This window comes from Enhygromyxa salina (assembly GCF_002994615.1).
GTDB lineage: Bacteria > Myxococcota_A > Polyangia > Nannocystales > Nannocystaceae > Plesiocystis > Plesiocystis salina_A.
On the sequence record NZ_PVNK01000147.1, the window covers coordinates 1 to 26,831 of the forward strand.

General features: G+C 69.2%; 21 protein-coding genes. 11 read left to right on the forward strand and 10 right to left on the reverse strand.

Going from position 1 to position 26,831, the window contains the following annotated elements; all coding sequences use genetic code 11:
- Positions 1 to 267: 267 nt before the first annotated feature.
- Positions 268 to 3,381 (reverse strand): efflux RND transporter permease subunit, encoded by a 3,114-nt coding sequence (locus tag ENSA5_RS15445; protein ID WP_106392430.1) that lies wholly within the window; start codon positions 3,379 to 3,381, stop codon positions 268 to 270.
- On the reverse strand, positions 3,378 to 4,544 hold the full coding sequence (locus tag ENSA5_RS15450; RefSeq protein WP_106392431.1) for an efflux RND transporter periplasmic adaptor subunit: 1,167 nt from the start codon (positions 4,542 to 4,544) through the stop codon (positions 3,378 to 3,380). Before ENSA5_RS15450 ends, ENSA5_RS15445 begins: the two co-directional genes overlap by 4 nt.
- A gap of 84 nt (positions 4,545 to 4,628) precedes the next feature.
- On the opposite strand from ENSA5_RS15450, the gene ENSA5_RS15455 reads away from it, so the two are divergent.
- Both ENSA5_RS15455 and ENSA5_RS15460 read left to right on the forward strand, forming a co-directional pair.
- Positions 4,629 to 5,369 (forward strand): FadR/GntR family transcriptional regulator, encoded by a 741-nt coding sequence (locus tag ENSA5_RS15455; protein ID WP_106392432.1) that lies wholly within the window; start codon positions 4,629 to 4,631, stop codon positions 5,367 to 5,369.
- Between the two features lie 187 nt (positions 5,370 to 5,556).
- Positions 5,557 to 6,270: a metallophosphoesterase family protein gene (locus ENSA5_RS15460; RefSeq protein WP_106392433.1), complete on the forward strand. Its 714-nt coding sequence runs from the start codon at positions 5,557 to 5,559 to the stop codon at positions 6,268 to 6,270.
- A gap of 81 nt (positions 6,271 to 6,351) precedes the next feature.
- Here the strand turns inward: ENSA5_RS15460 and ENSA5_RS15465 are convergent, their stop codons facing one another.
- Together ENSA5_RS15465 and ENSA5_RS36005 are read right to left on the reverse strand one after the other, a co-directional pair.
- Positions 6,352 to 7,323: an alpha/beta fold hydrolase gene (locus tag ENSA5_RS15465; protein ID WP_106392434.1), complete on the reverse strand. Its 972-nt coding sequence runs from the start codon at positions 7,321 to 7,323 to the stop codon at positions 6,352 to 6,354.
- On the reverse strand, positions 7,320 to 7,511 hold the full coding sequence (locus tag ENSA5_RS36005; protein ID WP_146155725.1) for a hypothetical protein: 192 nt from the start codon (positions 7,509 to 7,511) through the stop codon (positions 7,320 to 7,322). Before ENSA5_RS36005 ends, ENSA5_RS15465 begins: the two co-directional genes overlap by 4 nt.
- Positions 7,512 to 7,620: 109 nt before the next feature.
- Here ENSA5_RS36005 and ENSA5_RS15470 point away from each other — a divergent pair, with 109 nt between their 5' ends.
- The gene (locus ENSA5_RS15470; protein WP_106392435.1) at positions 7,621 to 9,213 is read left to right on the forward strand and encodes a permease; all 1,593 of its coding nucleotides are present in this window, start codon (positions 7,621 to 7,623) and stop codon (positions 9,211 to 9,213) included.
- A gap of 18 nt (positions 9,214 to 9,231) precedes the next feature.
- Here ENSA5_RS15470 and ENSA5_RS15475 read toward each other — a convergent pair whose 3' ends face one another.
- The 3 genes from ENSA5_RS15475 to ENSA5_RS37700 all read right to left on the reverse strand — a co-directional run bounded on the left by ENSA5_RS15475 (position 9,232) and on the right by ENSA5_RS37700 (position 12,727).
- A complete protein-coding gene (locus ENSA5_RS15475; protein WP_106392436.1) occupies positions 9,232 to 9,633 on the reverse strand; it encodes a hypothetical protein in 402 nt (133 codons plus the stop codon).
- Positions 9,634 to 9,642: 9 nt separating this feature from the next.
- Positions 9,643 to 11,505, reverse strand: a complete 1,863-nt coding sequence (locus ENSA5_RS15480; RefSeq protein ID WP_181197781.1) for an IgGFc-binding protein — start codon at positions 11,503 to 11,505, stop codon at positions 9,643 to 9,645.
- Between the two features lie 112 nt (positions 11,506 to 11,617).
- Entirely contained in the window at positions 11,618 to 12,727 is a 1,110-nt protein-coding gene (locus ENSA5_RS37700) for a hypothetical protein (RefSeq protein WP_181197782.1), read from the reverse strand.
- 227 nt (positions 12,728 to 12,954) lie between these two features.
- Between ENSA5_RS37700 and ENSA5_RS15495 the strand changes: the two genes are divergently transcribed.
- The 6 genes from ENSA5_RS15495 (at position 12,955) to ENSA5_RS15525 (ending at position 20,088) form a co-directional block, all read left to right on the forward strand.
- Positions 12,955 to 14,754, forward strand: a complete 1,800-nt coding sequence (locus ENSA5_RS15495) for an AMP-dependent synthetase/ligase (protein WP_106392454.1) — start codon at positions 12,955 to 12,957, stop codon at positions 14,752 to 14,754.
- 120 nt (positions 14,755 to 14,874) lie between these two features.
- Positions 14,875 to 15,744 (forward strand): YihY/virulence factor BrkB family protein, encoded by an 870-nt coding sequence (locus tag ENSA5_RS15500; protein ID WP_106392439.1) that lies wholly within the window; start codon positions 14,875 to 14,877, stop codon positions 15,742 to 15,744.
- A 173-nt stretch (positions 15,745 to 15,917) separates the two neighbouring features.
- Entirely contained in the window at positions 15,918 to 16,100 is a 183-nt protein-coding gene (locus ENSA5_RS15505) for a DUF1328 domain-containing protein (RefSeq protein WP_106392440.1), read from the forward strand.
- A 64-nt stretch (positions 16,101 to 16,164) separates the two neighbouring features.
- The gene (locus ENSA5_RS15510; RefSeq protein ID WP_106392441.1) at positions 16,165 to 16,611 is read left to right on the forward strand and encodes a hypothetical protein; all 447 of its coding nucleotides are present in this window, start codon (positions 16,165 to 16,167) and stop codon (positions 16,609 to 16,611) included.
- Between the two features lie 54 nt (positions 16,612 to 16,665).
- Positions 16,666 to 18,126 carry a hypothetical protein gene (locus tag ENSA5_RS15520; protein ID WP_181197783.1) on the forward strand — a complete coding sequence of 487 codons (1,461 nt, stop codon included), beginning with the start codon at positions 16,666 to 16,668 and terminating at the stop codon, positions 18,124 to 18,126.
- 6 nt (positions 18,127 to 18,132) lie between these two features.
- The gene (locus ENSA5_RS15525) at positions 18,133 to 20,088 is read left to right on the forward strand and encodes a hypothetical protein (RefSeq protein ID WP_106392443.1); all 1,956 of its coding nucleotides are present in this window, start codon (positions 18,133 to 18,135) and stop codon (positions 20,086 to 20,088) included.
- A gap of 7 nt (positions 20,089 to 20,095) precedes the next feature.
- Here ENSA5_RS15525 and ENSA5_RS15530 read toward each other — a convergent pair whose 3' ends face one another.
- Complete coding sequence (locus ENSA5_RS15530; RefSeq protein WP_106392444.1) at positions 20,096 to 20,677, reverse strand: Uma2 family endonuclease; 582 nt, start codon at positions 20,675 to 20,677, stop codon at positions 20,096 to 20,098.
- An 82-nt stretch (positions 20,678 to 20,759) separates the two neighbouring features.
- Here ENSA5_RS15530 and ENSA5_RS37705 point away from each other — a divergent pair, with 82 nt between their 5' ends.
- Both ENSA5_RS37705 and ENSA5_RS15540 read left to right on the forward strand, forming a co-directional pair.
- Complete coding sequence (locus ENSA5_RS37705; RefSeq protein ID WP_181197784.1) at positions 20,760 to 21,479, forward strand: hypothetical protein; 720 nt, start codon at positions 20,760 to 20,762, stop codon at positions 21,477 to 21,479.
- A gap of 25 nt (positions 21,480 to 21,504) precedes the next feature.
- On the forward strand, positions 21,505 to 23,190 hold the full coding sequence (locus tag ENSA5_RS15540) for an aminotransferase class V-fold PLP-dependent enzyme (RefSeq protein ID WP_106392445.1): 1,686 nt from the start codon (positions 21,505 to 21,507) through the stop codon (positions 23,188 to 23,190).
- A gap of 46 nt (positions 23,191 to 23,236) precedes the next feature.
- Here the strand turns inward: ENSA5_RS15540 and ENSA5_RS15545 are convergent, their stop codons facing one another.
- Positions 23,237 to 24,499, reverse strand: a complete 1,263-nt coding sequence (locus ENSA5_RS15545) for a DUF1501 domain-containing protein (RefSeq protein WP_106392446.1) — start codon at positions 24,497 to 24,499, stop codon at positions 23,237 to 23,239.
- Between the two features lie 19 nt (positions 24,500 to 24,518).
- Complete coding sequence (locus ENSA5_RS15550) at positions 24,519 to 26,825, reverse strand: DUF1588 domain-containing protein (protein WP_106392447.1); 2,307 nt, start codon at positions 26,823 to 26,825, stop codon at positions 24,519 to 24,521.
- Between the last annotated feature and the right edge of the window lie 6 nt (positions 26,826 to 26,831).

Here is a 26,831-nt window from a genome sequence, read left to right on the forward strand (position 1 = left end):
TTTTAGGGGGCCACGCAAACGAGGGCGAAGCACATACCAGCCCACCGAGCGAAGGAGCGGAGCGACGCAGCGACCGGCCGCTCGCGGCCGTGCGTGGCAGAGTAGCTGACGGCTGTGGGGGTCCAAGGCCGCCCCCTTTTAGGGGGCCACGCAAACGAGGGCGAAGCACATACCAGCCCACCGAGCGAAGGAGCGGAGCGACGCAGCGACCGGCCGCTCGCGGCCGTGCGTGGCAGAGTAGCTGACGGCTGTGGGGGTCCAAGACCGCTAGTCGTCGGCGGTTTGGAAGTTCGTGAACGAGCCGATGATCACGAACAAGACCGGGACCAAGAACAGGCTCAGGATCGTCGTGAGGACCATGCCACCGAGCACCGCGGTGCCGAGGGACTGCCGGGCCGCGGCGCCGGCTCCGGTCGCAAAGGCGAGCGGGAGCACCCCGGCGACGAAGGAGATCGCGGTCATCAAGATCGGTCGCAGGCGCAGCGTCGACGCCTCGATCGCGGCGTCGACCAGCGAGCGGCCCTGGATCACGAGCTCGCGGGCAAACTCGACGATGAGGATCGCGTTCTTGCTGGCCAGGCCGATCAGCAGCAGCAGACCGATCTGACAGTAGATGTCGTTGTTGATCCCGCGCAGGTACATCAGCCCGAGCGCGCCGAGGATCGCAGGCGGGACCCCGAGCATGATCACCAGCGGCAGCGACCAGCTCTCGTAGAGCGCGGCGAGGACCAGGAAGGTCACGACGATCCCGAGGCCAAAGATGTAGCCCGTGTAGCCCGAGGCCTCGCGCTCTTCGTAGGCGAGCCCGGACCAGGCGCCGTCGATGTTGTCGGGCATCGTGTCGCGCATCGCCTGCTCGACCGTGGTGAGCGCGTCGGAGGAGCTCGAGCTCGTCGCGGCTGCGCCGTTGATGGTCGTCGAACGAAACAGGTTGAAGTGCTCGATCGCGTCGGGGCCGTGGTCGCGATGCACGACCACGAAGTTGTCGAGGCGGACGAGCTCGCCGTGGGCGTTCTTGACGTAGAGCTCGCGGATGTCCTCCTGGTCGACGCGGTACTCGTCTTCGCCCTGGACCATGACCCGGTAGACGCGGCCAAAGCGGTTGAAGTCGTTGACGTAGAACGCGCCGAAGGAGTACTGGAGGGTCTCGAGCACGTCGTCGATCGCGACGTCGAAGGCCGCGGCGCGGGTCCGGTCGATCTCGACCCGGATCTGCGGGACCAGGGCGACGCTGCTGGTCCGGGCTCCGGCGACCTCTGGCCGGGCAGCGATCTCCGCGAGCAGCTCCCCGGTCAGCGCGAAGAGCTGGCCGTAGTCGCCGCCGGAGCGGTCGAGGACCTTGAACTCGAACCCTCCGGTGGTGCCGAGCCCCCGGATCGGCGGGGGGCGAAGCACGGTCAGCTCGGCGTCGGACAGCTCGCCGAGCTCGGCTGTGGCCTCGGCCACGATGGTGTCGATGCCGCGGCCGGCCTCGATTCGCTCGTCCCACTCGTCGAGCGAGACGAAGATCGTGAACGAGTCGGTCGCGCTGCGGCGGCCGCTGCGGATGTCGAACCCGCCGATCGACACGTAGTGCTCGACGCCCTCGATGCCCGCGAGTTTGGCCTCGGCCAGCTTGGCGACCTCGTTGGTCCGGTCGATCGAGGCCGCGCTCGGCATCCGCCCGGAGACGATGAAGTAGCCCTGATCCTCGGTCGGGATGAAGCCGCGCGGCACGTAGGTCGCCGCCGCCCAGGTCCCGAACAGGAGCGCGACGAACGAGGCCACGACCAGCCCTCGTCGACGCAGCGCGACCCGCAAGAGCCGCTCGTAGCCGAGCTTGCGACGCTGAAGCCAGGTCGAGAAGCGCAGCAGCAGGCCACGCACGGGCTGGGGCCTGCGCAGCAGCACCGCCGACAGCGCGGGCGAGAGGGTCAGGGCGTTGATCGTCGAGAGCAAGACCGCGGCGATGATCGTCAGCGAGAACTGGCGGTAGAGCTGGCCGGAGAGCCCGGGGATAAACGCGGCCGGGATGAACACGACCATGAGCACGACCGAGGTCGCGATGACCGGCGCGGTCACGTCCTTCATCGCGCGTCGTGCGGCCGGGCGACCGACGATGTGGTTTTCGTGGGTCAGGCGGTCGACGTTCTCGACGACGACGATCGCGTCGTCGACGACGATGCCGATGGCCAGGACCAGGCCAAACAAGGTCAGCGTGTTGATCGAAAAGCCGAGGGCCCAGATGATCGCCAGCGCGCCGATCAGCGCGACCGGGATCGTGACGACGGGGACGAGGGTCGTCTGCCAGGTGCCGAGGAACACGAAGGTCACCAGGACCACGAGCACGACGGCGACGATGACGGTCAGCACGACCTCGAAGATCGAGGCCCTGACGAAGCGCGTGGGATCGATCGGGCACGAGGCCGAGACGCCCGGGGGGAAGGTCGCCGACAGCCGATCGACCTCGGCCCGGACCTTGTCGGCGACCTCGAGCGCGTTGGCCTCGGGCAGCTGGAAGATCCCAATGGTGGCCACGGGCATGCCGTCGACGCGCTTGAAGCCGGTGTAGGACTCGGCGCCGAGCTCGACCCTGGCCACGTCGCGGAGCCGAACCAGGGCGTCGTCTTGACCGTGGGCGACGACGATGTCGCCAAACTCGGTCTCGTCGTCGAGCCGACCCTCGGCGACGATCGCGTAGTCGAAGGTCATCGTGTCGCTCGTCGGTGGCGCGCCGACGCGTCCGACCGCGGCCTGGACGTTCTGCTCGCGGATCGCGGCGATGACGTCGGCCGGTGTGAGCTGGTGCTGCGCGAGCTTGTCGATGTCGAGCCAGGCCCGCATCGAGTAGTCGCGCGGCGAGAAGATCCGCGCCTCGCTGACGCCCTCGATCCGGTTGAGCGCGTCGATCACGTTGATGACGGCGTAGTTGTGGAGGAAGACCTCGTCGCGCGAGCCATCTTCGGACGCGATCGCGACGATCATGGTCAGGTCGGACGACTGCTTGCGGACCGTGATGCCCTGGCGGATGACCTCTTCGGGCAGGCGGGGCTGCGCGAGTGAGATCCGGTTTTGGACGTCGACGGCCGCGATGTCCTGGTCGTAGCCCTGCTCGAAGGTGATGTTGATCGTCAGCGAGCCGTCGCTCGAGCTCGTCGACGACATGTAGCGCATGCCCTCGACGCCGTTGATCTGTTGCTCGAGCGGGATCGCTACCGACTGCTCGACGACCTCGGCGCTCGCGCCCGCGTAGGTCGCCGAGATCGACACGGCGGGCGGGGTGATCTGGGGGAACTGGGCGACGGGCAGGGCGACCAGCGCGATCAGGCCGATCAAGGTCGTGACGATCGCGACGACGGCCGCGAAGATCGGGCGGCCGATGAAGAAGTTGACCACGTTCACGCGGCGCTCGCTCCCTCGTTGGTCGAGGTCACTCGCACGAGCGCGCCATCTTCGACGTTTTGGAGCCCGCGGACGATGATCCGGTCGCCGACCTCGACGCCGACTTCGATGACCCGCTCGCCGTCGTTGACGACAGGCCCGAGCTCGACCTCGCGGTAGTGAGCGACGCCCTCGTCATCGACGACGTAGACGTAGTCGATGTCCTGGACCGAGGCGACCGCGACCAGCGGGACGACGACCTCGTCCGAAGGCGGGAGGTTGAGGGTCTGGGTCACCGACTCCCCGGGCTTGAGCGTTCGGTCGGGGTTGTCGACGACCGCCTTGTAGATGATGCTCCGCGTCGAGGTGTCGAACACGTTGTCGACGAACGCGAGCCGGCCCTCGTGCGGGTAGGCCGAGCCGTCTGACATCGTGATGTGGCCAGAGACCGGAGCGTCGGCGCTGGGCGTCTCGAGCGTGGGCAGGACGTCGAGCATCTGCCGACGCTCGCGCTCGCTCGGCGCGAAGCGGACGAAGACCGGATCTTCTTGGACGACCACGGCGAGCAAGGTGGTGTCGGTGTCCCCGACGAGCTCGCCGACATCGACCAGGCGCTCGCCGACTCGGCCAGCGAAGGGCGCGCGGATCTTGCTGTAGCCGACGTCGAGCTTGGCTTGCTGGAGCTGAGCGCGCTGCGAGTTGAGCTCGGCGGCCAGCGCGTCGACCTCGGCCTGGCTCGCGTCGAGCTCGGCCTGGGCGCTGACCTTGGCGGCCACCAGCTGCTCCTCGCGCGCGAGGTTGAGCCGGGCCTCTTCCAGGCGAGCCTGGGTTTGACGGACCGAGGCCGCCGCCGCCCGCTGCTCGGCCTCGAGGGGGCGGGTGTCGATCTCGTAGAGGACCTGGTTGGCTTCGAGCAGCGCGCCCTCCTCGAATTTGACCGCCGTGATGTAGCCGCGCACCCGCGCGCGCAGCTCGACGCGCTGGACCGCTTCCACCGTGCCGATGAAGTCGAAGCGCGTCGGCACGGACACCGAACGGGCGACGACGACCTCGACCTCGGGCGCAGCTTTTGCGTCGGTCGACTGCGGATCGCTCGAGCAGCTGGCGAGGGCCATGACTGGAACCGCGCCGAGAAGGGTCAGGAGCGAGATTGGACGCCAAAAGTAGCGAAAGAGCGCAGACATGCGGACCTGTAGATTGTCTACTTGACAGACAACCTAACTGCTTGTCAACTTGACAGACAAGTTTGGCTCTGGCATCCGGTTTGAGTGGGAGACTTCCCCGATCTCGGTCTCGCCGCCGAGCTTGCGACCCGGGCGCCACTGTGCACCACCGTGGCCGACAGGCTGCGCGAGGCAATCTTGGCTGGCGAGCTCGCGCTCGACACGGAGCTGCCGAGCGAGAACGCCCTCGCGGAGCGGCTCGGGGTCAGCCGCCCGACCGTGCGCGAGGCCGTCCGCATGCTTCAGGCCCAGGGCCTGGTCACCGGGGGCCAGTCGGTCTCGACTCGGCGCCCGCGGGTGACGGCTGCTGGCGCGCTACCGAGCGCGTCGGCGGCGATGGAGGCCCTGCTCCGCCTCCACCGCGTCCCGCTCGCCGATCTGGTCCAGCTGCGCGTGATGCTCGAGGGCGACGCCTTCGTCGAGGCCGCGCGGCGCCGCGATCCCGAGCTGTTGGCCACGGCGCGCGAGCAGCTCGACCACTTGCATCGGCGAGGAGTCGGGCTCAGCGAATTCGGCCAGGTCCTCCTGTCCATGCATCGGACCCTGGTCGAGGCTTCGGGCAACGCCGCGTATCTGCTGGTGTTCGACGCCCTCCACGAGACGATCAAGCACTTCTTGTCGCGCGCGCTCGCGCAGCTCGACGACCCGACCGCGTTCATCCGGCAGGCCCGCGAAGATCACACGGTCCTGCTCGAGCTGATCGAGGCGGGCGAGGGCGAGCGCGCCCGCGCGGAGCTGGCGACCCGCCTCCGCGGATTCTACGAGCGCATCGATCTCGGCTCCTAGGAGCCCGGGGTGCAATGCCTCGCGCCGCCTCGCTTGGCCTTTTCGCCGAGGGCTTTGTCGCCAAACAGCCGACTCCGCATGACCCGAGCGCGGCGGCGATCGAGCTCGCGCGGATCGTAGCAACGCGAGCACCGCGAGCTCGGGGGGTGCTGTCGCGCCCCGCCGCCCAGGGTGTAGCCTGGGGTCCATGAGGCGGGTCGCCTTCATCTCGGATCTGCACGCCAACCTCGTCGCCCTCGATGGGGTCCTCGCGGACATCGACCGCCTCGGCGTCGACGAGATCATCTGCCTCGGCGACATCGTCGATCTCGGGCCCCAGCCCGTCGAGCTGCTCGAGCGCCTCCACGAGCGCGGGGTTCGCTGCATCCGCGGCAACCACGACACCCTCGACGAGCACCCGCCGCACCCGAGTCTGCGCGCGATCGAGGCCTGGACCCGCGCGCAGCTCGACGACGCGATCTTGCGCGAGCTCGCCGAGCTGCCCGAGCAGCTGACCCTCGACCTCGACGGCGTCCGGGTGCTGTGTGTCCACGGCTCGCCGCGCAGTGACACCGATCAGATCCTCGCCTCGACGCCCCGCGCGACCCTCGACGGCTGGCTCGCCGGCCACGAGCTCGACGTGATGGTCGGCGGCCACACGCATGTGCAGCTGCTTCGGCGGCTCGACGCGCGGGTGATCGTCAACGTCGGCAGCGTCGGCATGCCCTTCGCCCGGCCCTTCGAGGGCGGCGCCCCGCCCAAGCTCCTGCCGTGGTGCGAGTACGGCGTCGTGACCGGGGCGGACGCCGTGGTGTCGGTGGATCTGCGCCGCGTGCCTCTGGACCTCGACCGCTTCGCCGCGAGCGTGCGCGGATCCTCGTTCCCCGACGCGGACGTTTGGCTCGCGCAGTGGCTCGGGTAGGTGGTGTCCTTGTCTCAGACCGGCCGGCCCTGGCTCCGAAGGGCCTGAATGAGCGTCTCGAACAGCTCGAGCTGAAGGACGTCAATCCGCGACGCCGAGCTTGCGCCGCAGCCAGCCGGCGACCCAGTGCCACGCGAGCTTGGACTTCGCGCTGGTGACCATGCCCATGTGGTCGGGCCGGAGCCGGGCGAGATCGCCGGGGGCGTCGTCGCGGCCGAGGACCAGCAGCTCGCGGTGGTTGATCGGCGCGCTGAGCCGGGCGCAGGTGGTCGGCGGAGCGTAGAGGCGATCGCCCTCGGACATCACGTGGAGCACGGGCGCGCGGATGTGCTCGAGGTTGGCGAAGTAGTCGATCTTGCCGTCCTTCGAGTCCCAGCGATCTCGCCGCATGAACCCGTGAAACTGCCGCCAGAAGCTGCGGGCCTCGTCGGCCGAGCCGAGCCGAAGGAGGCGCGCGGGCATGTAGCCGACCAGCTCGGTGATCAGCACCGTGGGCCAAATCAGCAGGCGCTTGAGCCACCAGCGCCAGCGCAGCGGCTCGAAGCGGCGGTTCCAGATCGCGCAGCTCATGGCCACGAGCGCGCGGACGCTGGGGTCGGGGTTCTGCCCGAGCCAGGCCAGCGCGGCGTGGGCGAAGACGCTGTGGCCGAGGAGCATGACCGGCAGCTCGGGCTCGAGCGAGCGCGCGAGGTCGACGTAGTGGCCGACGTCGCCGACGAGGTCGTCCATGTTCCAGTCGCCGCCGCGGCTGGCTGGGGGCCCGCTCTCGCCGTGACCGCGGAGGTCCGGGACCAAGACCCGGAACCCGGCGGCGACCAGGACCGAGACGATCGTCGCGCGCTCGGGTCGGCACAGCGTGCGGCTGTCGGCCATCATCGCGTGGCCGGCGACGATGACCCCGACCGTCCGTCGCTCCTCGATGCCGGGGCCGTCTCGGCCCTCGCGACCCTCGCGGATCGGGGCGGGGGAGAAGTCCCAGACCCGCAGCAGCCAGCCGTCGAGCGCGGCGACCGAGTGCAGAACGGGGGAGGGGAGGGCCTCGAAGTCAGTCACGGTCGTGGATCTTCGTGGTTGCTCACTGCTCGAAGCAGTAAAGGGGCAGCATGGCCGCGCAGGTCGCCGTCGCCGTCGCCGTCGCCGCTGTCCCCCTCGCCATCGCCGCCTGTCTCAGCCTCGGCCTGCGTCTCGCCCCCGCCGTCAAAGGCCGGGGTGGGCGTCGTGCAGCCGCTCGCGAGGCACACGAGCGCGAGCTCAGTCGGTGGGCGCGGAGTTGAATGGGAGCTACGCATCGCTGTGTTCGCCCCATCATAGCGCCTCCCGCCCGGCGGTTGTTCGTGGTATCCGCCGATCGTGCGCCCCTTCGTACGCGGTGATGTAGACGGCTTCTTCGGGCTCGCGCTCGACAACCTGGTCCAGCTGCTCCTGATCGACGCGCTGTGTCGCTCGCCCTACATCCTCGGCTTCTCTGACGAGCTCGTGCGCGGCACGATCTTGCCCGGCGCCGCGATCTCGCTCGTCGTCGGCAACATCTTTTACGCCCGCCAGGCCCTCAAGCTGGCCAGGGAGACCGGGCGCGATGATGTGTGCGCGCTGCCCTACGGCATCAACACCGTGTCCCTGTTCGCGCACGTGTTCCTGGTCATGCTCCCGGCCAAGCTCGCCGCCGAGGCTGCTGGCGCGGCCGACCCTGCCCGGGTGGCCTGGCAGGCCGGGCTGCTGGCGTGTCTCGGGTCCGGCATGATCGAGCTCGGCGGCTCGTTCGTGGCCGAGAAGCTCCGGCGCATCACCCCGCGCGCGGCGTTGCTCTCGACCCTGGCCGGGATCGCGCTGGGCTTCATCTCGCTCGGGTTCTTGTTTCGAACCTTCGCCCACCCGATCGTCGGGCTGTCGACGCTCGCGGTCGTGTTGCTGGTCTACTTCGGCCGCGTGAAGTTCAAGGGCGGGCTGCCCGGTGGCTTCGTCGCCGTCGCAGTTGGTACGGCGCTCGCGTGGGCGATCGGCCTCGCGCCCGCTGGCGAGGCGCCGACCGGGAGCGCGGGCCTGATGCTGCCGGTCCCGGTCATCGGCGACGTGCTCGCGGCCCTGTCGGAGCCCGGGATGCTCGCGGCCTACTTCGCGGTCATCGTCCCGATGGGGCTGTTCAACGTGGTCGGCAGCCTGCAAAACCTCGAGTCGGCCGAGGCCGCGGGCGACGGCTTCCCGGTCGTCCCCTCGCTGGCCGTCAACGGCGGCGGCAGCATCGTCGCCGCGCTGTTCGGCTCGTGCTTCCCGACCACGATCTACATCGGCCACCCGGGCTGGAAGGCGATGGGCGCGCGCGCGGGCTACTCGGTCCTCAACGCGGTGTTCGTCACGATCGTGTGCCTCACGGGCACCCTCGCCTGGATCACCTGGGTCGTGCCGGTCGACGCGGGCATGGCGATCGTCTTGTGGATCGGCGTGGTCATCACGGCCCAGGCCTTTCAGGTCACGCCCAAGGCCCACGCGCCCGCGGTCGTGATCGGGATCCTCCCGGGCGTCGCGGCCTGGGGCGCGGTCATGGCCAAGAACGGGCTCCGGGCCGCGGGCATGGGCAACCCCGACCGGCCCTTCGAAGAGGGCCTCGTGGCCGCGTTTCAGGGCAGCGACACCTGGATCGACGGCGCCTTCGCGCTCGAGCAGGGCTTCATCTTCACGGCGATGATCCTCGCAACCGCGACGGTGTTGATCATCGAGCGCAAGTTCACCGTCGCGGGGCTGTGGCTGCTGGCGGCGGCGGTGCTGTCGGCCGTGGGCCTGATGCACGGCTACCGCTGGACGATGGGCGACACCGTGCTCGACGTGTTCGCGCCCTGGGACCACCCCGACCGGCTCGGGTGGGCGCTCGGCTACCTCGCGATGGCCGCGGTGCTGTTTTTGGCCCCGAGCGTGACCGAGCCCGACGACGCCGCGCACGGGCCCTGAGCGTCGACCGCCGTCGCTTCAGCCCCGCGCGCGCCTTTGCGGGCGCAGCGGCAGGTAGAGCGAGACCCTCACGTCACGAGGCGCACCCTCGAACACCTCGCCGAGCGCCTCGGCGAGGGTCGCGGCGATCGCCTCGTCGACCTGGCGTTTCATCGGAGGCGGCAGCGCGGCCGTCTGCGGGCCCTTGCGCGGGACGTTGCGGGCTTCGACGAGCACCCCAGCTCGGTCGAAGCGCAGGTCGATCCGGTGGTGGAGGTCCCCGACAAAGGGCCGCCACCATGGCGGCGCAGGGCGGAGCTCGCAGCCGCGCGCGGCGAGGCGCTCGAGCAGCTGATCTTCGAGCTCGATCAGGACCTCGTCGATAGCGAAGCCGACCCGGTCCGCGGGGCCGTAGGGGCGAGGGCGTGAGCGTGAGGCCACGGTTGACGCTCAGCCGACCGGCACGACCAGGTCGTTGATCGTCCGCGCGTTGCCCCCGGCCGGGTAGCCGTAGCTCGCGTAGTGGTCGACGCCCCACACGATGATCCCAAAGGGCGCGACGCTCCACGCCTCTTGCTGGCTCTGGGCGCACTGCCCGACCCCGCCGCGGTACAGATCGATGTGCGCGACCTCGTAGAGGCCCTCGTTGCCGACCGGCATCCACCCGTCGACGACGCCGTAGCAGTCGAGCTCGACGTCCTCGAAGCCGTTGGTGCCCTGGGTCCGCACGATTGCGAGGCTGCTGACTCCGTAGGTTGGATCGACGAAGAACACGTAGCGGCGCATGTATTGGGCGGGCGCGACGAGGTTGATCCACTCCTCGTCGCCGAGGCCCGTGCACTGCGAGAGGCAACCGCCGAGGTGCGGGCTGATCGCGCCAGCCATGTACTGCGTGAACGAGAACGGGTGGTCGTCGTCCTGCGAGCGGATCGTGAACAGCTCGGTCGACTGGAACTCGACGACCTCGCCGAGCCCGAGCGCCGCCGGGGCCCCGGCCGGCGGCGCGGGGTCGTAGCTCAGCTCGGTGCCGTCGACCATGCCGACCATGTGGTAGAGCACGCTCTCGGGCAGCATGTTGGACTTGCGCGTGGGGATGCCGGGCCCGACGTACTCGCTCGCGAGGGCCTGGACGTGCGGCAGCTGCTGGTGGGCCGAGTCCTGACCGCCCCCGTTGACGTCCATGGTCGAGACCCGCAGGTAGGTGTTGCCCGAGTAGATCCCGATCGGCTTGTCGGATTGCACGATGCTCCCGGCGAGGTGCAGCGAGTTCATCCACTGGAGGGTCTCGCCCGCGTTGATCACGTAGTCGGTCGGGGTGTTGACCGGCGGGGCCATGATCGTGCCCGCGTTGACGGCCTGGCTGACGTTGATCGAGACGGTCGTGTTGTCCTCGCGGGCGACGGCCAGGATCCACGCGTAGCCCGAGGTCGCGTGGGGGTTGGCGATCACGTAGTTCTCGCCCCACGCGGTCCGCGGCTGGAGCAGCGAGGCCGAGGGCAGGTAGGTGCTCGCGCCGCCGTAGGGCAGGATGTCGTAGACGGTCACGGGCGTGTCCGAGACGACCTCCCAGGCCTCGAAGGAGCTGGTCCCGAACGCGACCGCGTCGGCGTTGACGAGCGCGGGCGGGACCGGGCAGGTCAGCGAGTTGCCGCCGTTGGCCGCGTTGGTGTTGTGCGAGAGGAACAAGATCGCGACCTGGCCCGGGGGCAGGCCGTCGGGCGGGATCGGGTCGTAGACCACGTTGCCGCCGATGCCGTTGGGGATCCGCGCGTACTGGGCGTAGTCGTAGTCCTGGCCGAGGAAGCTGAGCTCGAGCTCGGCGGGGGTGTCCCACGAGTTGGCGATCATCAGCGCGTGGCACGAACCGTCGAAGGTCGTCGAATTGCCGCTTTGGTTGGCGTAAAAGGGCGGCGTCGGGACGTAGTACTCGCAGCCGATCGAGCCCTTCGAGAGCCCCGCGGCCACGCACATCTCGATGCACTCGCCCTCGTAGCAGGCCGTGCCGGGCTCGCAGTTCTCGATCACCACGTGGTTCTCGTCGAGGACCTGCTTGAGGTCGTCCGAGCACAGGCTCCCGCCTCCGCCCTCGCCGTCGTCGGGCGGGACGAGGTCGAACTTGATGTCGCCGTCGCCGTCGCCGTCGCCGTCGCCCGGGTCGCCGTCACCGTCGCCGTCGCCCGGGTCGCCGTCGCCGTCGCCGTCGCCCGAGTCGCCGGTCTCGAGGGTCGTGCTGATGGACCCCACGCCCTCGTCGCCGCCCTCGGTCGAGGGCGGGTCACTACAGCCGGTCAGGATCAGCGCAGACAGAGGCAACGAGACAAGCAAGACCCGACGCATACCCTCGTATATCGAAAGCGGCGGCCCGAGTCACCTGCTGTGAGCTGTGACCCGGACCGCGCCTTCCTCGAGCCGCCTCAGTCGCCGCTCACATCGGGATGCAGTCGACGGGACCGAAGGGCGCGGCGATGTTGTCGCAGCTGGCGTCCCAGACGTCGGCCGCGAGGAGGTTGACGTCGCCGGTCTCGACGTCGACCTCGTACAGGGACTGCTGCTGGCCCGAGACCCCGCAGCCGTAGAGCGTCCCGAAGGTCGGGTGGAGCTCGAGGCCGACCGACGAGAAGTTGCCGTTGAGCTGGATCTGATCGAGCTCCATCGCGGTGTCGCCGTCGAAGGTGTAGAGGCGGTCGGTGGTCGCGTTGATGCCGTAGAGCACGTTGTCCATCGGCTGCGACCAGGTCAGGCCCGTCGAGCCCCAGTTGGCGTCGAGCGGCTGCAGGATCATGGAGCCCGCGTCCAGCGGATCGATGTCGATGATCACGTCTTGGGTCACGGCGACGCCGAACATCGTCTGGGCCTCGTTGGAGGTGATGCCGTTGACGCTCGAGAAGCCGTACTTGCCGACCTCGGTCGCCTCGCAGGTGCAAGGATCGATGACCATCAAGGTGTCGCCGATCGAGTTGTCCTGGGCCGACGCGTAGATCACGTTCTGGTTGAAGGTCAGCGAGGTGAAGTTGGTGGTCTCCGGGATGTTGTCGGGCAGGATGATGTCGGCGCAGATCTCGGTGACCGTGCCGATGTCCATGTCGTCGACGCTGATCCGGATCAGGCGGTCGGTGGTCGCGTCGACCTCGTCGATGCTCAGGATCCACGCGGGCAGGATGAGGTCGCCGTCGCCGTCGCCGTCGCCATCGCCGTCGCCGTCCCCGTCTCCGTCTCCGTCTCCGTCACCATCACCATCACCGTCACCGTCACCGTCGCCGTCGCCGTCGCCGTCTCCGTCTCCGTCACCGTCTCCGTCGCCGTCGCCGTCGCCATCACCGTCTCCGTCTCCGTCGCCATCGCCGTCGCCGTCACCCGGGTCGCCGTCGCCGTCACCCGGGTCGCCGTCGCCGTCCCCGGTCGTGTCTGCGGCTCCCTCGGCCGACTCGCCTTCGGCCGACTCGGTCTCGGTATCGGCGGTCTCGCTCGCGGTCCCGGCTTGGGTGTCGCCGTCGGTCACATCATCGCCACCGCAAGCGGGTGAGGCAGCGAGCACGAGAAGAGAGAGGGAAGAAATTCGGGTCAGTCCACTGCGCATCTTCCCGGTCTACCAGAGTCGTGTACCAGGGCAATGGCTGATCAGAGCTTCCTAACCCCCCAAAATTCCGATCGCGGGATCCGCGAAGTCGGTCCCCGGTCTTCGCGCGCCCACACTTGAACACCCTCCGAGAACTCGCTAGATACCTCGTACACGTCGTTTTGACGGCGCGCGAGAACTCCCTCATGGCTAAAAACTCGATCCTCGATCTACTTCACGATCACGCTCAAAACCGCGGCACTGACACCGCCTGTCTGGTCAAGGCCGACGGCAAGTATGGGCCGGTGACCTGGGCGAAGTTGTGGGAGGACGCGCACGCGGTCGGCAAGGCGCTGATCGCCGCGGGCATCGAGGCGGGCGAGCGCGTCAACGTGATCGCCGCGACGAGCTACGAGTGGATCGTCCTCGACCTCGGGATCCTGGCCGCGGGGGCGGTGACCGTGCCGATCTACCCCTCGAACCTGCCCGACGAGTGCCAGTACGTGACCGAGCACAGCGGCGCGCGCCTGGTGTTCGCCGAGAACGGCGACCAGGTCGACAAGTTCCTCGAGCAGCGCGACAAGCTCGGCGAGGTTGTCCGCGTGGTCCAGATGCAGGGCGAGACGCGCAGCGACGACTGGGTCACGGGCATCGACGAGTTCCTCGCGGCCGGCGAGTCGGTCAGCGACGAGGACCTCGAGGCCCGCGGCGAGACCCTCGATCCCGACTCGCTCCTGACGATCATCTACACCTCGGGGACGACCGGGCGGCCCAAGGGGGTCGTGCTGACCCACGGCAACATGCTCTACGAGGCCAAGGTCGTGGCCGATACCGACGTCGTCCGCCAAGACGACGTGCAGCTGTTGTTCCTGCCCATGGCCCACGTGTTCGCCAAGGTCCTCGAGGTCGCGTGGCTCGGCACTGGCCACGTGCTCGCCTTCGCCGAGAGCATGAACACGATCAAGCCGAACCTCGGCGAGGTCCGGCCAACGCTGATGGCCGGGGTCCCCCGGGTGTTCGAGAAATTTTACGCCGCGGTCGTCGACAAGGGCACCGCGGCCGAGGGCATGAAGGGCAAGCTCTTCGCCAAGGCGATGGAGCTGTCGGTCAAGAACGGCGAGCTCGAGGAGCGGGGCGGAAAGCTCGGTTTGATCGAGAGCGCCGAGTTTGGGCTGCTCAAGAAGCTCGTGTTCGCCAAGGTCAACGAGGGCGTCATGGAGATCCTCGGCGGCCGGATGCGGGTGATGATCTCCGGCGGCGCGCCGCTGTCGAAGCGGATCGCGTGGTTCTTCCGCGACGCCGGGATCGTCGTGCTCGAGGGCTACGGCATGACCGAGACCGCGGCCGCGACCGCGATCAACCTGCCCCACAACAACCACATCGGGACCGTCGGCCCGGCCGTGCCCGGGACCGAGATCAAGATCGCCGACGACGGCGAGATCCTGATCCGCGGGCCCGGGGTCATGCGCGAGTACTGGCGCAACCCCGAGGCGAGCCAGGAGACCCTCGACGAAGACGGCTGGCTGCACAGCGGCGACATCGGCGAGATCGACCCGCAGACCCAGGCGATCCGGATCACCGATCGCAAGAAAGACCTGATCATCACGGCGGGCGGCAAGAACATCGCGCCCCAGCGGATCGAGAACCTGGTCAAGACCCACGGGTTGATCTCGCAGTGTGTCGTCCACGGGGATCGGCGCAAATTCATCTCGGGCCTGATCACCCTCGACGCCGACCAGCTCGCGGCCTTCGCCCAGGATCAGGGGATCTCGGGCAGCTACGAGGAGCTGTGCAAGCACCCCAAGGTCGAGGCCGAGGTCGCGCGCCTGGTCAGCGAGTCCAACAGCGAGCTCGCCAGCTACGAGACGATCAAGAAGTACGAGATCCTCACTCAGGAGTTCTCGATCGAGACCGGCGAGCTGACCGCGAAGCTCTCGGTCAAGCGCAAGGTCGTCAACAGCAAGTACGGACACATCTTCGACGGGTTCTACGAAGAGAAGCTCTGAGCGCGACCGGCGTCGTGGAGCGGTGGCATTTCTCGCGTCCACGCGGGATTTCGCCCACCTCGGGCGGTCGGCGTCGGGGTCTTGACGAGTCGCTCGGGAGCTCACCACACTGATCTCGAGGTGGAAGGACGCGAGCCGAAGCGCGTGCGCGAGATCGGCTGGCAGGGCTGGCGGGCGGTGCTCGTTCGGGTTCGCCAGCAGATCCGCGCCGACAACCTCGACATCGTCGCGGCCGGTGTGACCTTCTACGCCATGCTGGCGATCGGTCCGGCCTTCGTCGCGCTGGTCTCGATCTACGGCCTGTTCGCGTCGCCCGCCGACGTCGCCGCCCTGCTCGAGCCAACCTTTGCGATCGTGCCCTCCGGCGGTGGACGGCAACTGATCCAGGGCCTGCTCGAGCGGGCCGTGACCCGGGCGCCGGCCTCGCTGACCCTGCGGGCCCTCGGCGCGATCGCCTTGAGCCTGTGGAGCGCCAACCGGGGCATGAAGGCGCTGATCGCCGCGGTCAGCCTCGCCTACGAGGAGGGGCGGCGGCGTGGCTTGTTCGCCACCAACTTGCTGAGCCTGGGCTTTCTCGTCGTCGCCACGCTGGTCCTCGCGCTGACCTCGTTCGCGCTCATCGGCCTCCCGCACCTGCTGTCCGGGTCCACGCTCGGCGAGGACGTCGCGGGGCTGCTGACCTTGCTGCGCTGGCCGGCTCTGTTCGCGGTCGTCGTCGTCGGGCTCTCGGCGCTCTATCGGTGGGGCCCGCCACGCTCGGCGCCGCGCTGGCGCTGGGTCTCGCTCGGGGCCGTCGTCGCGACGCTGTGCTGGCTGCTGTTCTCGGCCGCGTTCTCGCTCTACTCGCTCCACGCCAGCGAGCTTCGTACCGGTCAGGAGGCGCTCGACAACGTGATCGCGCTGCTCCTGTGGCTGTACACGTCGGCGTGGGCGATCTTGCTTGGCGCCGAGCTCAACGCCGAGCTCGAGCGCCACTGCGGGCTCCGCTGAATTTACCTGGCGCGGGTTGTGCCTCGGGTCTGGCACGCAGCTCGCACTGTGTGCGGACGAGCGCGCCGACGCGACCCAGAACGCCCACGAAGATGGCGCGCTGGTCGTCGACACCTGCGCCACCTCAAACACAAACACTGAATCAGACCCACCCAATCCAAGGAGAAATCGAGATGCTGTATTACGCGCTGTTGTTCTTCATCGTCGCCATAATCGCGGGCGTGCTGGGGTTCGGCGTGCTCGCGGCCACGGCCGCGACCGTCGCCAAGATCTTGTTCTGGGGGTTTTTGGTGATCGCGCTGGTCACCGGGCTCATGGACATCTTCGGTCGCCGCAGGAACGCCAAGGCGGTGTGAGCGTGAACATCGGCTCGATCGGCTCGAGCGGCGGGACGCCATGCCCACTGTCACCGTAGGCGCCATGCTCGAGCTGACCGAGGCCGCGCTGCTCGAGCTGCGCGCGCGCTACGACGCCGTGCGCGACGCCAGCTTCGACTTGCCACGACGCATGCTCGCCGACTTGCTCGGTCAGCGCGAAGTGAGCACGATCGCGGCGCTCGATCGCTACCGGCTCCGCGACGAGCACCACGCCGTGCTCGATGTCTACGTCCGGCTTGGGGGCTTTCCCTTCGACAATGTGCCGGAGCTCCCCGAAGCTCCGCGGCTGGCGGAGCTCGTTGCGACCGCCGAGGACACCGACCGCGCGCTCGCGCAGCTCGGCGAGCGGGTCGAGCTCTACGCCGTGGGTGCCGAGATCCACGCCGCCTTCGATGCTCTGAACACGCTCGTCCGCGGGCGCCGCCAACAGCTCGCCGCCGCCCTGCGTGAGCTCGATGAGGCTGTACCGAGGGCGCTCAGTCGCGGCTGAGCCCCTCGAACGCGCCGCTTGCGGCCGTCGGGGTCGGCGGTCTAGCGTGGCCCCATGCGCCACGCAGCCGCCACGATCCTGCTCCTGAGCTCGGTGTTGACCCTCGCGTGCTCGGACGATGGCACCGCGGACGGAGGCCCCACGACGAACTCCGAGACCGGCGACGGCGATGGCGACGGTGACGGAGACGGTGACGGCGACCCCAGCGAGAGCGGGGAGACGATGGCGAGCGGCGACGGTGACGGTGATCCCGGCGACGGCGACGGCGACGGAGACGGCGACGGGGATGGCGACGGCGACGGAGACGGCGACGGCGACGGCGACATGCTCTGCCAGACCAACCCGGAGGTCTGCGAGCCCGACCTCGTCTGCGACGTGATCTCCGGCGAGTGCGCCGAGCCCGACGCCCCGTGCACCCTCGCCGGCGACCCGACCGCCTGCGGCGAGTTTCAGTGCGGCCCTGGCTCGGTCTGCGACGACGAGGGCGCCTGCATCCCGGTCGCGCCCTGCGGCAGCGTGGTCTGCGAGGGCGACCAGTGCTGGGGCGACGCCTGCGTGTGCGCGCGCCCGGTCCCGTGCGAGACCGCGAGCGTCGACGAGCTCAACGGCCCGTTCTCGACCGACATCTTCGACCTCGAGTTCGCCGACGACTGCAACGCGTGGATGGTCACCCTGCGCAGCGGCACCGACTACGTCCGGCGGATGACCCCCGACGCGAACCTGACCGAGTGGGACGGCGTCGCCAACCTCAACATGGGCGAGGTCAAGGTCCTCAAGGCCCTCAACCCTCAGTATCCGCCGGCGCCGCTGGCCGGCGACATCCTGGCGCCCGAGGGCTCGCCGACCCCCGACGGCGGCGACATGCTCGGCGAGGTTGCGATCACCTACACCTGCTGCCCGACCTGCGGCTGCTTCGTCGATCCGCCCCAGGGCGTCGCGCGGCTGATCGAGGACGCCATGGTCCCGCTGCCGATCGTCCTGCCCGGGGTCCCGACCCAGGGCCAAGACGGTCCGTTTGGCAACAGCGCGGCCGATGCCGGGCCGATGGGCCTGACCTGGGGCGAGGATCTGCGCCTCTACGTCGGCAACTCCGAGCAAAACGGCAACTTCGACACCGTCGACCTCGACGCGCAGACTCAAGAGTTCCTGATGATGTTCGACTCGCGGGTCACGGCCGCCGCGCCGCTGACTTCGGTCCACCTGCTCGTGGCCCTCGACACTGGCGAGCTGCTGCGCTTCAACACCGCGCTCAACGAGGCCACGCCGGTCATCGACCTCGAGGTCGGGGTCACGAGCCTCAGCCACGACAGCTTCTCGGGCCTCGTCTACGCCTCGCTCTCGGACCTGTCGATCGTCGCGGTCAACCCCTTCACCGCCGAGATCACCGACTTCGACGTGATGCCCAACCTCGGTCGGGTGACCGTGAGCCCCGACGGCAAGCTGTGGTGGGTGCCCGCGAAGAGCCAGATCGGCGACATGCCGATGACGACCTGGGACCTGCCCGATAGCTTCTAGGCCGGGATGCTCGCGCGCGCCCCCCTCGATCGCGCCGAGCGTCGGCGCTGGCTGCTCGGCCTGCTCGTGCTCAGCCTGGCCGCGATCGCCGTGCGCTGGCCGGCCGTCGCGATCGGTCGTCTGAGCGACGACTACATGCAGTACGCGATGATCGAGGGCCTGTACCCCGGCGAGGGCTACGCGCCCTTCGACCTCTACGCCTTCGTTCGGCGCGGGGCCAGCATCCCCACCCACGTCGAGCAGGGCACGGTCCCGTGGTTTACCGAGCCCGGCTTTCACGGCGCGGTGTTTCGACCGCTGGCGAGCCTGCTCTTGTGGCTCGACCACGTCGTCGCGCCTGGCCGGGTCCGGCTGTGGCACCTGCACTCGCTGCTGTGGTTCGGGGCCTCGGTCGTCGCGCTTGGGATGTGCGCGCGGCGGCTGCTCGCGCGCTGGCCCGCGGCCTTGGTTGTCGTCCTCTACGCGTGCGAGGCCGCGTTCGTCTCGCCGCTGGGCTGGCTGGCCAACCGCTGCGTGCTGGTCTGCGCGGTGTTCGGGTTCGCGGCGATCTGGGTCCACATCGAGTGGCGCCGACCCGACCCCGACACGCCCGGGTGGCTGCGCCGCGGGGGCCCGGTGATCGAGCTCGTGCTGGTGGCGCTGAGCCTCGCGGCTGGCGAGTACGGGCTCGGGGTCGTCGGCTATGTGTTCGCGTGGGAGCTGTGCGTCGGCGCGAGCGGGGCCGAGCTCGCCCGCGACGGCTGGCGCGTGCGCGCGCGCGCGCTGATCCCCGCGCTGGTCGCGACCCTCGCCTACCTCGCAACCCACAAGCTGCTCGGCTACGGGACCGTCGCCGCCGAGGTCTACGCCGACCCCCTCCACGCGCCCGCCGGGTGGTTCAAGTGGGCCAAGCTGCGGATCCCCAAGCTCGCGACGGGGGCGCTGTGGGCGATCCCCAGCGCGACGATCTACGTGTTTCGTCACCCGGCCGCGGCGTGGTGGTACGAGCGCTGGCCGAGCACCGAGGCGATGGAGCTGCACGTCTCGCACGCCAAGTTCGGCCTGCTCGGGGTCGGCCTCGCTGGCGTCGCGCTGACCCTCGCGCGCTTCGGGCTCGACGAGGACGAGCGCCGAACCCTGCGCGCGATGCTGCTCGGCGGCTTCTTGACCCTGCTGCCGGTCTCGGTCGCGCCCGCCCACTCGCGCCTGCTGGTCATCACCCAGCTCGGCGCGTGCGTGGCCGTGGCCCTGATCGTGGTTGGCTGCGCGCGCTTGCTGCTCGGCCGTCAGCTTGGGGTCGCCAGGTCGCGCGCGCGGGTGCTCGGCGCGCTGCTCTTGCCCTTCGCGCTGACGATGCTGTGGCTCAACACCGTCACGGATCTACGCTGGACGCACCGCTACCTCGTGCACCTCGACGCGATGCAGGCGGCCAACGCCGCGGCCTTCACCGAGGGCGACCTGCTCGATCAGGAGCTCGCCGGCCGCGACGTGTTCGTGATGAACGGCCCGAGCCAGTCCGTCGGCATGTACGGGCCCTTCGTGCTCCACGCCAACGGGATGCCGACGCCCGCGAGCTGGCGCTCGCTCGCGCTCGGGGGCGACTACGCGATCTGGGTGTTTCGTCCGAGCGACAAGGTCCTCGAGCTCGCGGCGATCCGCGGCGCGTGGCTGCGGACCGCGGGCGAGCTGTTCTTCCGCCGCGAAGATCACAAGCTCCCGAGCGGCTCCAAGTTCGACTATCCGAGCGTGGACATCGAGGTCGTGCTCGACGACGCGGGGGACCCGACCCGGGTGCGCTTCACCTTTCCACGTTCGCTCGACGACCCGCGCTACCTGTTCCTGGCCTCGACCAAAGCGGGCCTGATGCGCTGGGAGATGATCCCCGTCGAGGGGTCGGACGTGGTCCCCCGCCCGGGCCTGCCCTATGTCGGGACCTCCGACGTGCTGTTCACGGTCAAGCCCAACGCGACCGGGCCCAAGTGAGCCGGGCTCAGCTGGCGCTGGCCGCGAGCGGATCGTGATAGATGAGGTCGGTCTCGATCCGCACGCCCTCGAGCGCGCGCAGCTCGAGGACCTCGCCGGGCCCAGCCTCGCGCAGGACCCACTCGCCGGCCGCGTTCTTGAATTGCGACTCGAGGCGCTGGCTCTGCTGAGACACGAGCAGGTACTCGCGGAGGCCGGGGATCCGTCGGTAGTGGGCGAACTTCTCTCCGCGGTCGTAGGCCTCGGTCGAGTCCGAGAGGACCTCGACGATCAACAGCGGGTTGGTGGCCGCGTTGGGGTCGGACTCCGCGGTCTCGAGCGAGCCGCAGATCACCACGATGTCGGGGTAGGTGCTCAGATCCGTGGCCTCGATCCGCACGCGCAGATCGGAGCCGTAGACGTTGCACGACCGTCCGCGCAGCGCAGCGCCGAGCGTGAGCAAGACCGCCGAGGCGAGCCTCGCGTGCTCGGGCGTGCCGCCGGCCATGGCGAAGACCTCGCCGCGCAGGTACTCGTGCTTGAGCTCGCTGGCCTCCTCGGCCTCGAGGTACTCGGCGTAGCTCGTGCGGCGTGGCTGGGGCTCGGCCATCGCCTTCGAAGCTAGCACGGCCCGGGCGCTCCGAGCGTCGGCGGCCCGGGCGTTCGTCGCCGCGGGCTGCTACGCTCGGGCCATGCGATTGACCTACAAATCCCTGAGCCTGGCTTGTGTCTTGACCCTCGGCCTCCCCGCCGCGGTCGGCTGTACGGATGACGGATCCGGAGGCACCAGCGCAGACGGAGACAGCAGCGGAGACGGCGACGGCGACGGAAGCGAGACGGGCGACGGCGACGGGACCGAGACGGGCGACGGAAGCGAGACGGGTGACGGCGACGGCGACGGCGACACGGGCAGCACCGCGCCCGGAGACGGAGACGGAGACGGAGACGGCGACCCCGGCAGCCCCGCGCTGCCCGAGGACTTCCCCGCGTCGCTGACCAACGCGGGTGGGTGCGGCGACGTCTACATCGCCGTGACCAATGACGAGGGGACCGTCGGCCTCCTGTTCAACGGCTCCGAGCTCGCGGCGACCGCTCACGAGATGGGCGAGACCCAGATCCGCGAGAGCGTGCTCCCGAGCCCCGACGTCAACCTCCGCGCGGCGATCGGCACCCTGCTCGACGACGGCTGCAACGACACCGGGGACGGCCCGCAGATCGAGCACGAGTGGACCGCCGTCAGCGGGACGGTCACGCTCACGGTCGTGCCCCAGGGCATGGCCGAGCCCTGGGCGATGCCAGCCGATGCCACGCTCGAGTTGACCAATGTCACGTTCGAGGGCGAGGGCCTCGAGCCGGTCGTCGTCGACTCGTGGACCGTCGAGGACGTCTACGTGGGCTGGCTCCCGGGTTGATCGCCAGCGTAAGCTGGGTCGGCTGATGTCTGACCCCTCGCTCATCGATCTCGTTCGCGCTTCGGTCATCGGAGGTCGTGAGGCCGTCGTCGGTCCCTACGGACCGCGCCTGGTCACCTACGCCGACTACACGGCCTCGGGTCGCTCGCTCTCGTTCATCGAGGACTTCATCCGCGAGGCCGTGCTCCCGCTCTACGCCAACACCCACACCGAGAGCTCGGGGACCGGGCTTCAGACCACGCGCTTTCGCGAGGACGCGCGCAGCATCATCCGCGAGGCCGTCGGCGCGACCGACGAGCACTCGGTGATCTTCGCGGGCTCGGGCTCGACCGGCGCGATCGACCGGCTGATCGGCATCCTCAACTGCCGGATCCCCCACGATCTCGACCAGCGCTACAAGCTCGCAGACCACATCCCCGAGCGCGAGCGCCCGGTCGTGTTCATCGGACCTTACGAGCACCACTCCAACGAGCTGCCCTGGCGCGAGTCGATCTGCGAGGTCGTGGTCATCCGCGAGGACGACCAGGGCGCGATCGATCTCGCCGAGCTCGAGCGCGCGCTCGAGCACTACGCCGAGCGCACCATCAAGATCGGCTCGTTCTCCGCGGCCTCCAACGTGACCGGGATCGTCAGCGACACCCGCGGGATCGCGATCACGCTCCACCGCCACGGCGCGCTCTCGTTTTGGGACTGCGCGGCCGCGGCCCCCTACGTCAACATCTCGATGGGCCCGCTCGACGACGGGCCCGACGGGCACCTGTCTTACAAGGACGCGATCTTCATCTCGCCGCACAAGTTCATCGGCGGGCCCGGGACGCCGGGCTTGCTCGTGGTCCGCAAGGACCTGTGCACCAACACGATCCCGACCGTGCCCGGCGGCGGCACGGTCTGGTACGTCAACGCGACCGAGCACCGCTACTTCGACGACCCCGAGCACCGCGAAGAGGGCGGGACCCCGGCGATCGTCGAGTCGATCCGCGCGGGGCTCGTGTTTCAGCTCAAGCGGGCCGTCGGCGTCGAGGTGATCCGCGAGCGCGAGCGCTCGTTCATCGATCGCGCGATCGAGTCGTGGTCAACAAACCCCGCGATCGAGATCCTCGGCAACCGCGAGGCCGAGCGCCTGTCGATCGTCTCCTTCGTGATCCGCCACGGTCAGCGCTACCTCCATCACAACTACGTGGTCGGGCTGCTCAACGACCTGTTCGGCATCCAGTCCCGCGGCGGCTGCTCGTGCGCGGGGCCCTACGGCCACCGCCTGCTCGGCATCGATCTCGAGACCTCGCTCGAGTTCGAGCGCGAGATCGGCCGGGGCTGCGAGGGCATCAAGCCCGGTTGGGTCCGGGTGAACTTCAACTACTTCATCTCCGAGGCCGTGTTCGAGTTCATCCTCGAGGCCGTGCACATCGTCGCGCGCGAGGGCTGGCGGCTGCTCGACGCCTACGATTTTTGTCCCAAGACGGGGCTGTGGCGCCACCGAGTTGGCGGCGACGCAGAGCCCTTGAGCTTGCGCGACATCAGCTACGGGCCCGAGGGCATGTCGCACCGGCCCCACCGCGTGTACGCCGACGAGGAGGACCTCGCCGGGTACATCGAGGCGGCGCGAGCGATCCTCGCCGCCGCCGGGCCGACCGGGCGGGTCCGGGACCGCGCGCCGACCGACGACTTCGAGCACCTGCGCTGGTTCACGCTGCCCGGTGAGCTCGCGGGCTGACGAGCGGGGCCCGCCTCGGCCAGCGCTGCTACGGGCTGCGGGGAGCTCAGCCGAGCAGCCCGCGCAGCGGCTGCGCCGGGCTCAGCGGGAACATCGCGGCGAGCTCTCCCTCGTGGATGCCCGCGAGCTTGCGCAGCTCGTAGTGGACATGCTGCGGCTCGATCCGGATCCCGTCCTCGCTCAGGCTCGTGCTGTCCGGGTCGACGGTCAGCGGCTGGTGGCGATCCGTGCTCCCACCGATGACCCGGTTGCCGCTGATGCCCTTGCCCATCAGCATCATGCTCGTCACCGACCAGTGGTCCTTGCCCTTGCTGGCGTTGTAGCCCGGCGAGCGCCCGAAGTCCGAGCCGACGAGCACGATGATGTTGTCGGCGACCTCCTGGGCCTCGGCCTCCTGCCAGATCGCGTCGACGCCCGCGAGCAGCATCGCGAGCCGGGGGATGTGGGCGCCGTCGTGGTTGCCGTGGGTGTCGAAGCCGCCGAGGTTGAGGTTGGCGGAGATCGCGATCCCGGCGCGGTAGGCCGCGAGCGCGAGCTGAGCCTGGCGACGCAAGGCGTCCTGGGCCAGCGGGGTCGGCAGGTACTGCTGGAGGAGCTCGAGCTCGTTGGCGCCGTCGGTCGCCGTGAACATCTGGCTCATCGCGAGCTGCTCCCGCGGCAGCGTGGCTTCGAGCTCTCGAGTGGCGCGGCGACCGTCGCGGGCCTGTTGGATCAGCTCGGTGGCCCTGAGCGAGTGGAAGCGATCGCTTGCATTGTTGGGGTCGAGGCGATCGGGGTAGGCGATGCGGTCGAGCACGGCGAGGTTGCCGCTGCGCGTGCGCGCGACGAGGCCCGCGGTCAGATCGTAGCCGCCGAAGCTCAGGTAGGACATCGGCAGCCCGGGTCCGGCGTTTGCGGCGATCAGCGCGGCGAGGCTCGGGAAGCCCTCGACGAGGCGACCGCTCCAGGTGTGGCGCGAGCCGCTCTCGTGGCCGTTGGTCTGCATGTCGATGCCGTTGATGACGAGCAGATCCTGGTAGTACTTCTGGAAGAAGGTGTCGTTGTAGCCCAGCGGCGCGTAGTTGATGTTGCCCGCGCTGAGGATGTCGCCCGTGAAGTACATGTTCATCGGGTCCGGCTCCATCTCGTTCGCGCGGCCCTTGGGGTCGCACAGCGAGGTCGGATCCCAGCCCCCGGCCGCGTTGACGAAGATCCAAAAGGTGCCCTCGTAGGCCGGCGATGCTCCGGGCTCGCCGGTCGCGGCGCTCGAGCTCGGAATGACCGAGAGGCCCGCGAGGCCCGCCAACTTCAAGAAGTCTCGACGATGCATGGTGTTGATCCTCCGTGGCTCATTCGTGCAAGAAGCGGTAATCCGAGAGCATGTAGGTCATCACGGCCATCCACGCCCGAATCGTATAGTTGCTGTCGTTGGTGATCCGCTCGGCGTCGGCGAGCGGCTGGTCGGACCAAAAATCCGTCGTCGCCTGGCAGGCTCCGGGCAGCGCGACCGGGTACTCGCCGAGCTCGAGCCCGCGCTTGCCGTCGCGCCAGACCTCGAGGAAGAGCGCGTAGCTGCGGTCGATCTCGGGGTCGTCGAGCTCGAGCTGCTCGCCGAGGACGCGCCAGTGGAGGTGCTGAAGGTTGACCCGGATCGCCTCGGTGACCGCGGGGATCTCGAAGCCGTTGTCGTCCTCGGGCTCGAAGCTGGGGTCGACGTAGGGGAAGAGCTTGCGGGCCCCGGAGGGCCGGCTGAAGTCGCGGGCGCTCGTCCAGCACGAGACCTCGTTGGCCATGCGCTGGGCGATGTTGGTCATGATCCCGTTGGGCACGGTCATGCGCTCGACGATCGTGCGGGAGTCGATGCCGCCGTAGAAGATCCGGTATTCGCTGGAGTCGAGCAGGTAGCTCGTGGCCTTGACCGACGGTCGCCAGGGGTAGCCGGTCACGGCCACGATCTTGCGCTCGAGCTGCTCGGGCGTCAGCCAGCGCGCGGTCCCGACCGGGGCGAGCTCGTCGAGGCGGCGCTGGGCCGCGGCCGACTCCTGCTCCTCCTCGGTCCAGCCGGGATCGAAGCGCTTGGCCCGGTAGTAGGGCGACTTGACGATCTCCTTGATCACGACCGCGAGGTCGAAATTTGACTCGGCGAAGAGGTCGGCGATCCGCTGGAGCTCGGCGTTTTGGGCCTCGAAGGCGACGAGCCTGGCGAGGTAGTCGGGCGCGGCCGGGTCGCTGGGCTCGCGCAGCGGCGGCGCGCCGGTCAGGCCCTGGTAGACGATGTCGACCTGCGAGGCGGCGAAGCGCGGATCCTCGATGATCCGCGCGGCCAGCCAGCTGGTGGCGTTGAATTTCTCGCCCGCGGGCAGCTCGGCGTCGCCGAAGCCGGGGGCGAACATCTCGGGGTACCAGCCCATCTCGGGCGGGCGGTAGCGGCCCCGGCCGTCCCAGTTTTGCAGCGCGCCCGCGACCGGGTCGATGTTGGCGTGGCAGACCGTGCACGCGTCGCTCTCGCGCGTGGGGTTGAAGTCCTCGATCGCGCTGGGGTCGATCGGCCGCTCGGCGAGCTCGAGCACGTCGGTTGCGAGGAACAGATCGAACACGATCCGCGCGCGGTGGCGGTTGCGGTTGGTCGGCGTGGTCGGGAAGCGGTTGAGCCAGATCTGCGAGGTCAAGACGCCCGAGTGGGGGATGCCGGGCAGCTTGGCCTCGACCCACTCGCTTGGGTCGCTCGGGTCGCGGAACTTGGCGTCGACCCCGTAGACCTGGGCCGAGTAAGGGTTGACCAGGGTGTAGTCGGCGGTGAGGATCTCGGTGAAGGGGCGATCGTTGCGGACCACGTGGGCGACGAGCTCGAGGGCCTCGCGGGCGACAGCCTGGTTGCTGCGCTGACGGGCGAGGTCGCGGACGTCCTTGTCCTCGACGGCCTCGAACCAGTAGCGGTTGGGGTAGTCCTCGCCGTCGAGCAGGTCGATGGCGTCGACCCCGGTGAGGTAGCGATCGGTCAGGAAGTGGTCGTTGTAGACCTCGATGAGGCGCTCGTAGAACGCGTCCTCGGTCATCATCTCGTCGAGCGCGAGGTCGAGGGCCTCGAGCCCGCCTGCTTGGACCGCGAGCTCCTCTTGCGGCGTCGGCAGCCGGCCGACGAGGTTGAGGCTGGCCTTGCGCAGGGTCTCGACCTCGCTGAGCGCGCCGACGTTGGCGAAGTAGGCCTCGAGCTCGGTCCCGTCGTCGGCGCACACGACCGGGTTCTCGATCCGCTCGACGAGCTCGATGAAGGCGTAGTACTCGGCGCTGCCGCGCTCGAACTGGACGCCGCCGCCATGCTCGACCGTGTTGGTCGGCTTGACGATCAGCCACGGCTCACCCTCGTACTCGAGCTTGGCGAGGCGCTCGACGCTCGCGAGGTTGGCCTCGATGTAGCCGGTCCAGTCCGAGGACTGGAGCACGAATTGCGAGCCCTTGGCCGCGCCGGTCGGGCTGTGGCAGGTGATGCAGGTTTGCGACATCAGCGGGGCCCAGATCCGCTGTTTGAAGAATTCTTCGTTGGAGACGCACTGCTCGGGCTCATCGGACTGGCAGCCCGCCAAGGCGGCGCCGCCGAGGGCGAGGACCAAGGAGATGGTTCGTAGGTCAGGGTGTCGATACCTGGTCATGGTCATGATCCA

Excerpts from the sequence above, each read along its gene's own strand:
- ENSA5_RS15495 (WP_106392454.1), top strand. The coding sequence starts at position 12,955 with ATGGCTAAAAACTCGATCCTCGATCTACTTCACGATCACGCTCAAAAC.
- ENSA5_RS15520 (WP_181197783.1), top strand. The coding sequence starts at position 16,666 with ATGCGCCACGCAGCCGCCACGATCCTGCTCCTGAGCTCGGTGTTGACC.
- ENSA5_RS15450 (WP_106392431.1), bottom strand. The coding sequence starts at position 4,544 with ATGTCTGCGCTCTTTCGCTACTTTTGGCGTCCAATCTCGCTCCTGACC.
- ENSA5_RS15540 (WP_106392445.1), top strand. The coding sequence starts at position 21,505 with ATGTCTGACCCCTCGCTCATCGATCTCGTTCGCGCTTCGGTCATCGGA.
- ENSA5_RS15530 (WP_106392444.1), bottom strand. The coding sequence starts at position 20,677 with ATGGCCGAGCCCCAGCCACGCCGCACGAGCTACGCCGAGTACCTCGAG.
- ENSA5_RS15550 (WP_106392447.1), bottom strand. The coding sequence starts at position 26,825 with ATGACCATGACCAGGTATCGACACCCTGACCTACGAACCATCTCCTTG.
- ENSA5_RS37705 (WP_181197784.1), top strand. The coding sequence starts at position 20,760 with ATGCGATTGACCTACAAATCCCTGAGCCTGGCTTGTGTCTTGACCCTC.
- ENSA5_RS15460 (WP_106392433.1), top strand. The coding sequence starts at position 5,557 with ATGAGGCGGGTCGCCTTCATCTCGGATCTGCACGCCAACCTCGTCGCC.
- ENSA5_RS15545 (WP_106392446.1), bottom strand. The coding sequence starts at position 24,499 with ATGCATCGTCGAGACTTCTTGAAGTTGGCGGGCCTCGCGGGCCTCTCG.
- ENSA5_RS15505 (WP_106392440.1), top strand. The coding sequence starts at position 15,918 with ATGCTGTATTACGCGCTGTTGTTCTTCATCGTCGCCATAATCGCGGGC.
- ENSA5_RS15510 (WP_106392441.1), top strand. The coding sequence starts at position 16,165 with ATGCTCGAGCTGACCGAGGCCGCGCTGCTCGAGCTGCGCGCGCGCTAC.
- ENSA5_RS15525 (WP_106392443.1), top strand. The coding sequence starts at position 18,133 with ATGCTCGCGCGCGCCCCCCTCGATCGCGCCGAGCGTCGGCGCTGGCTG.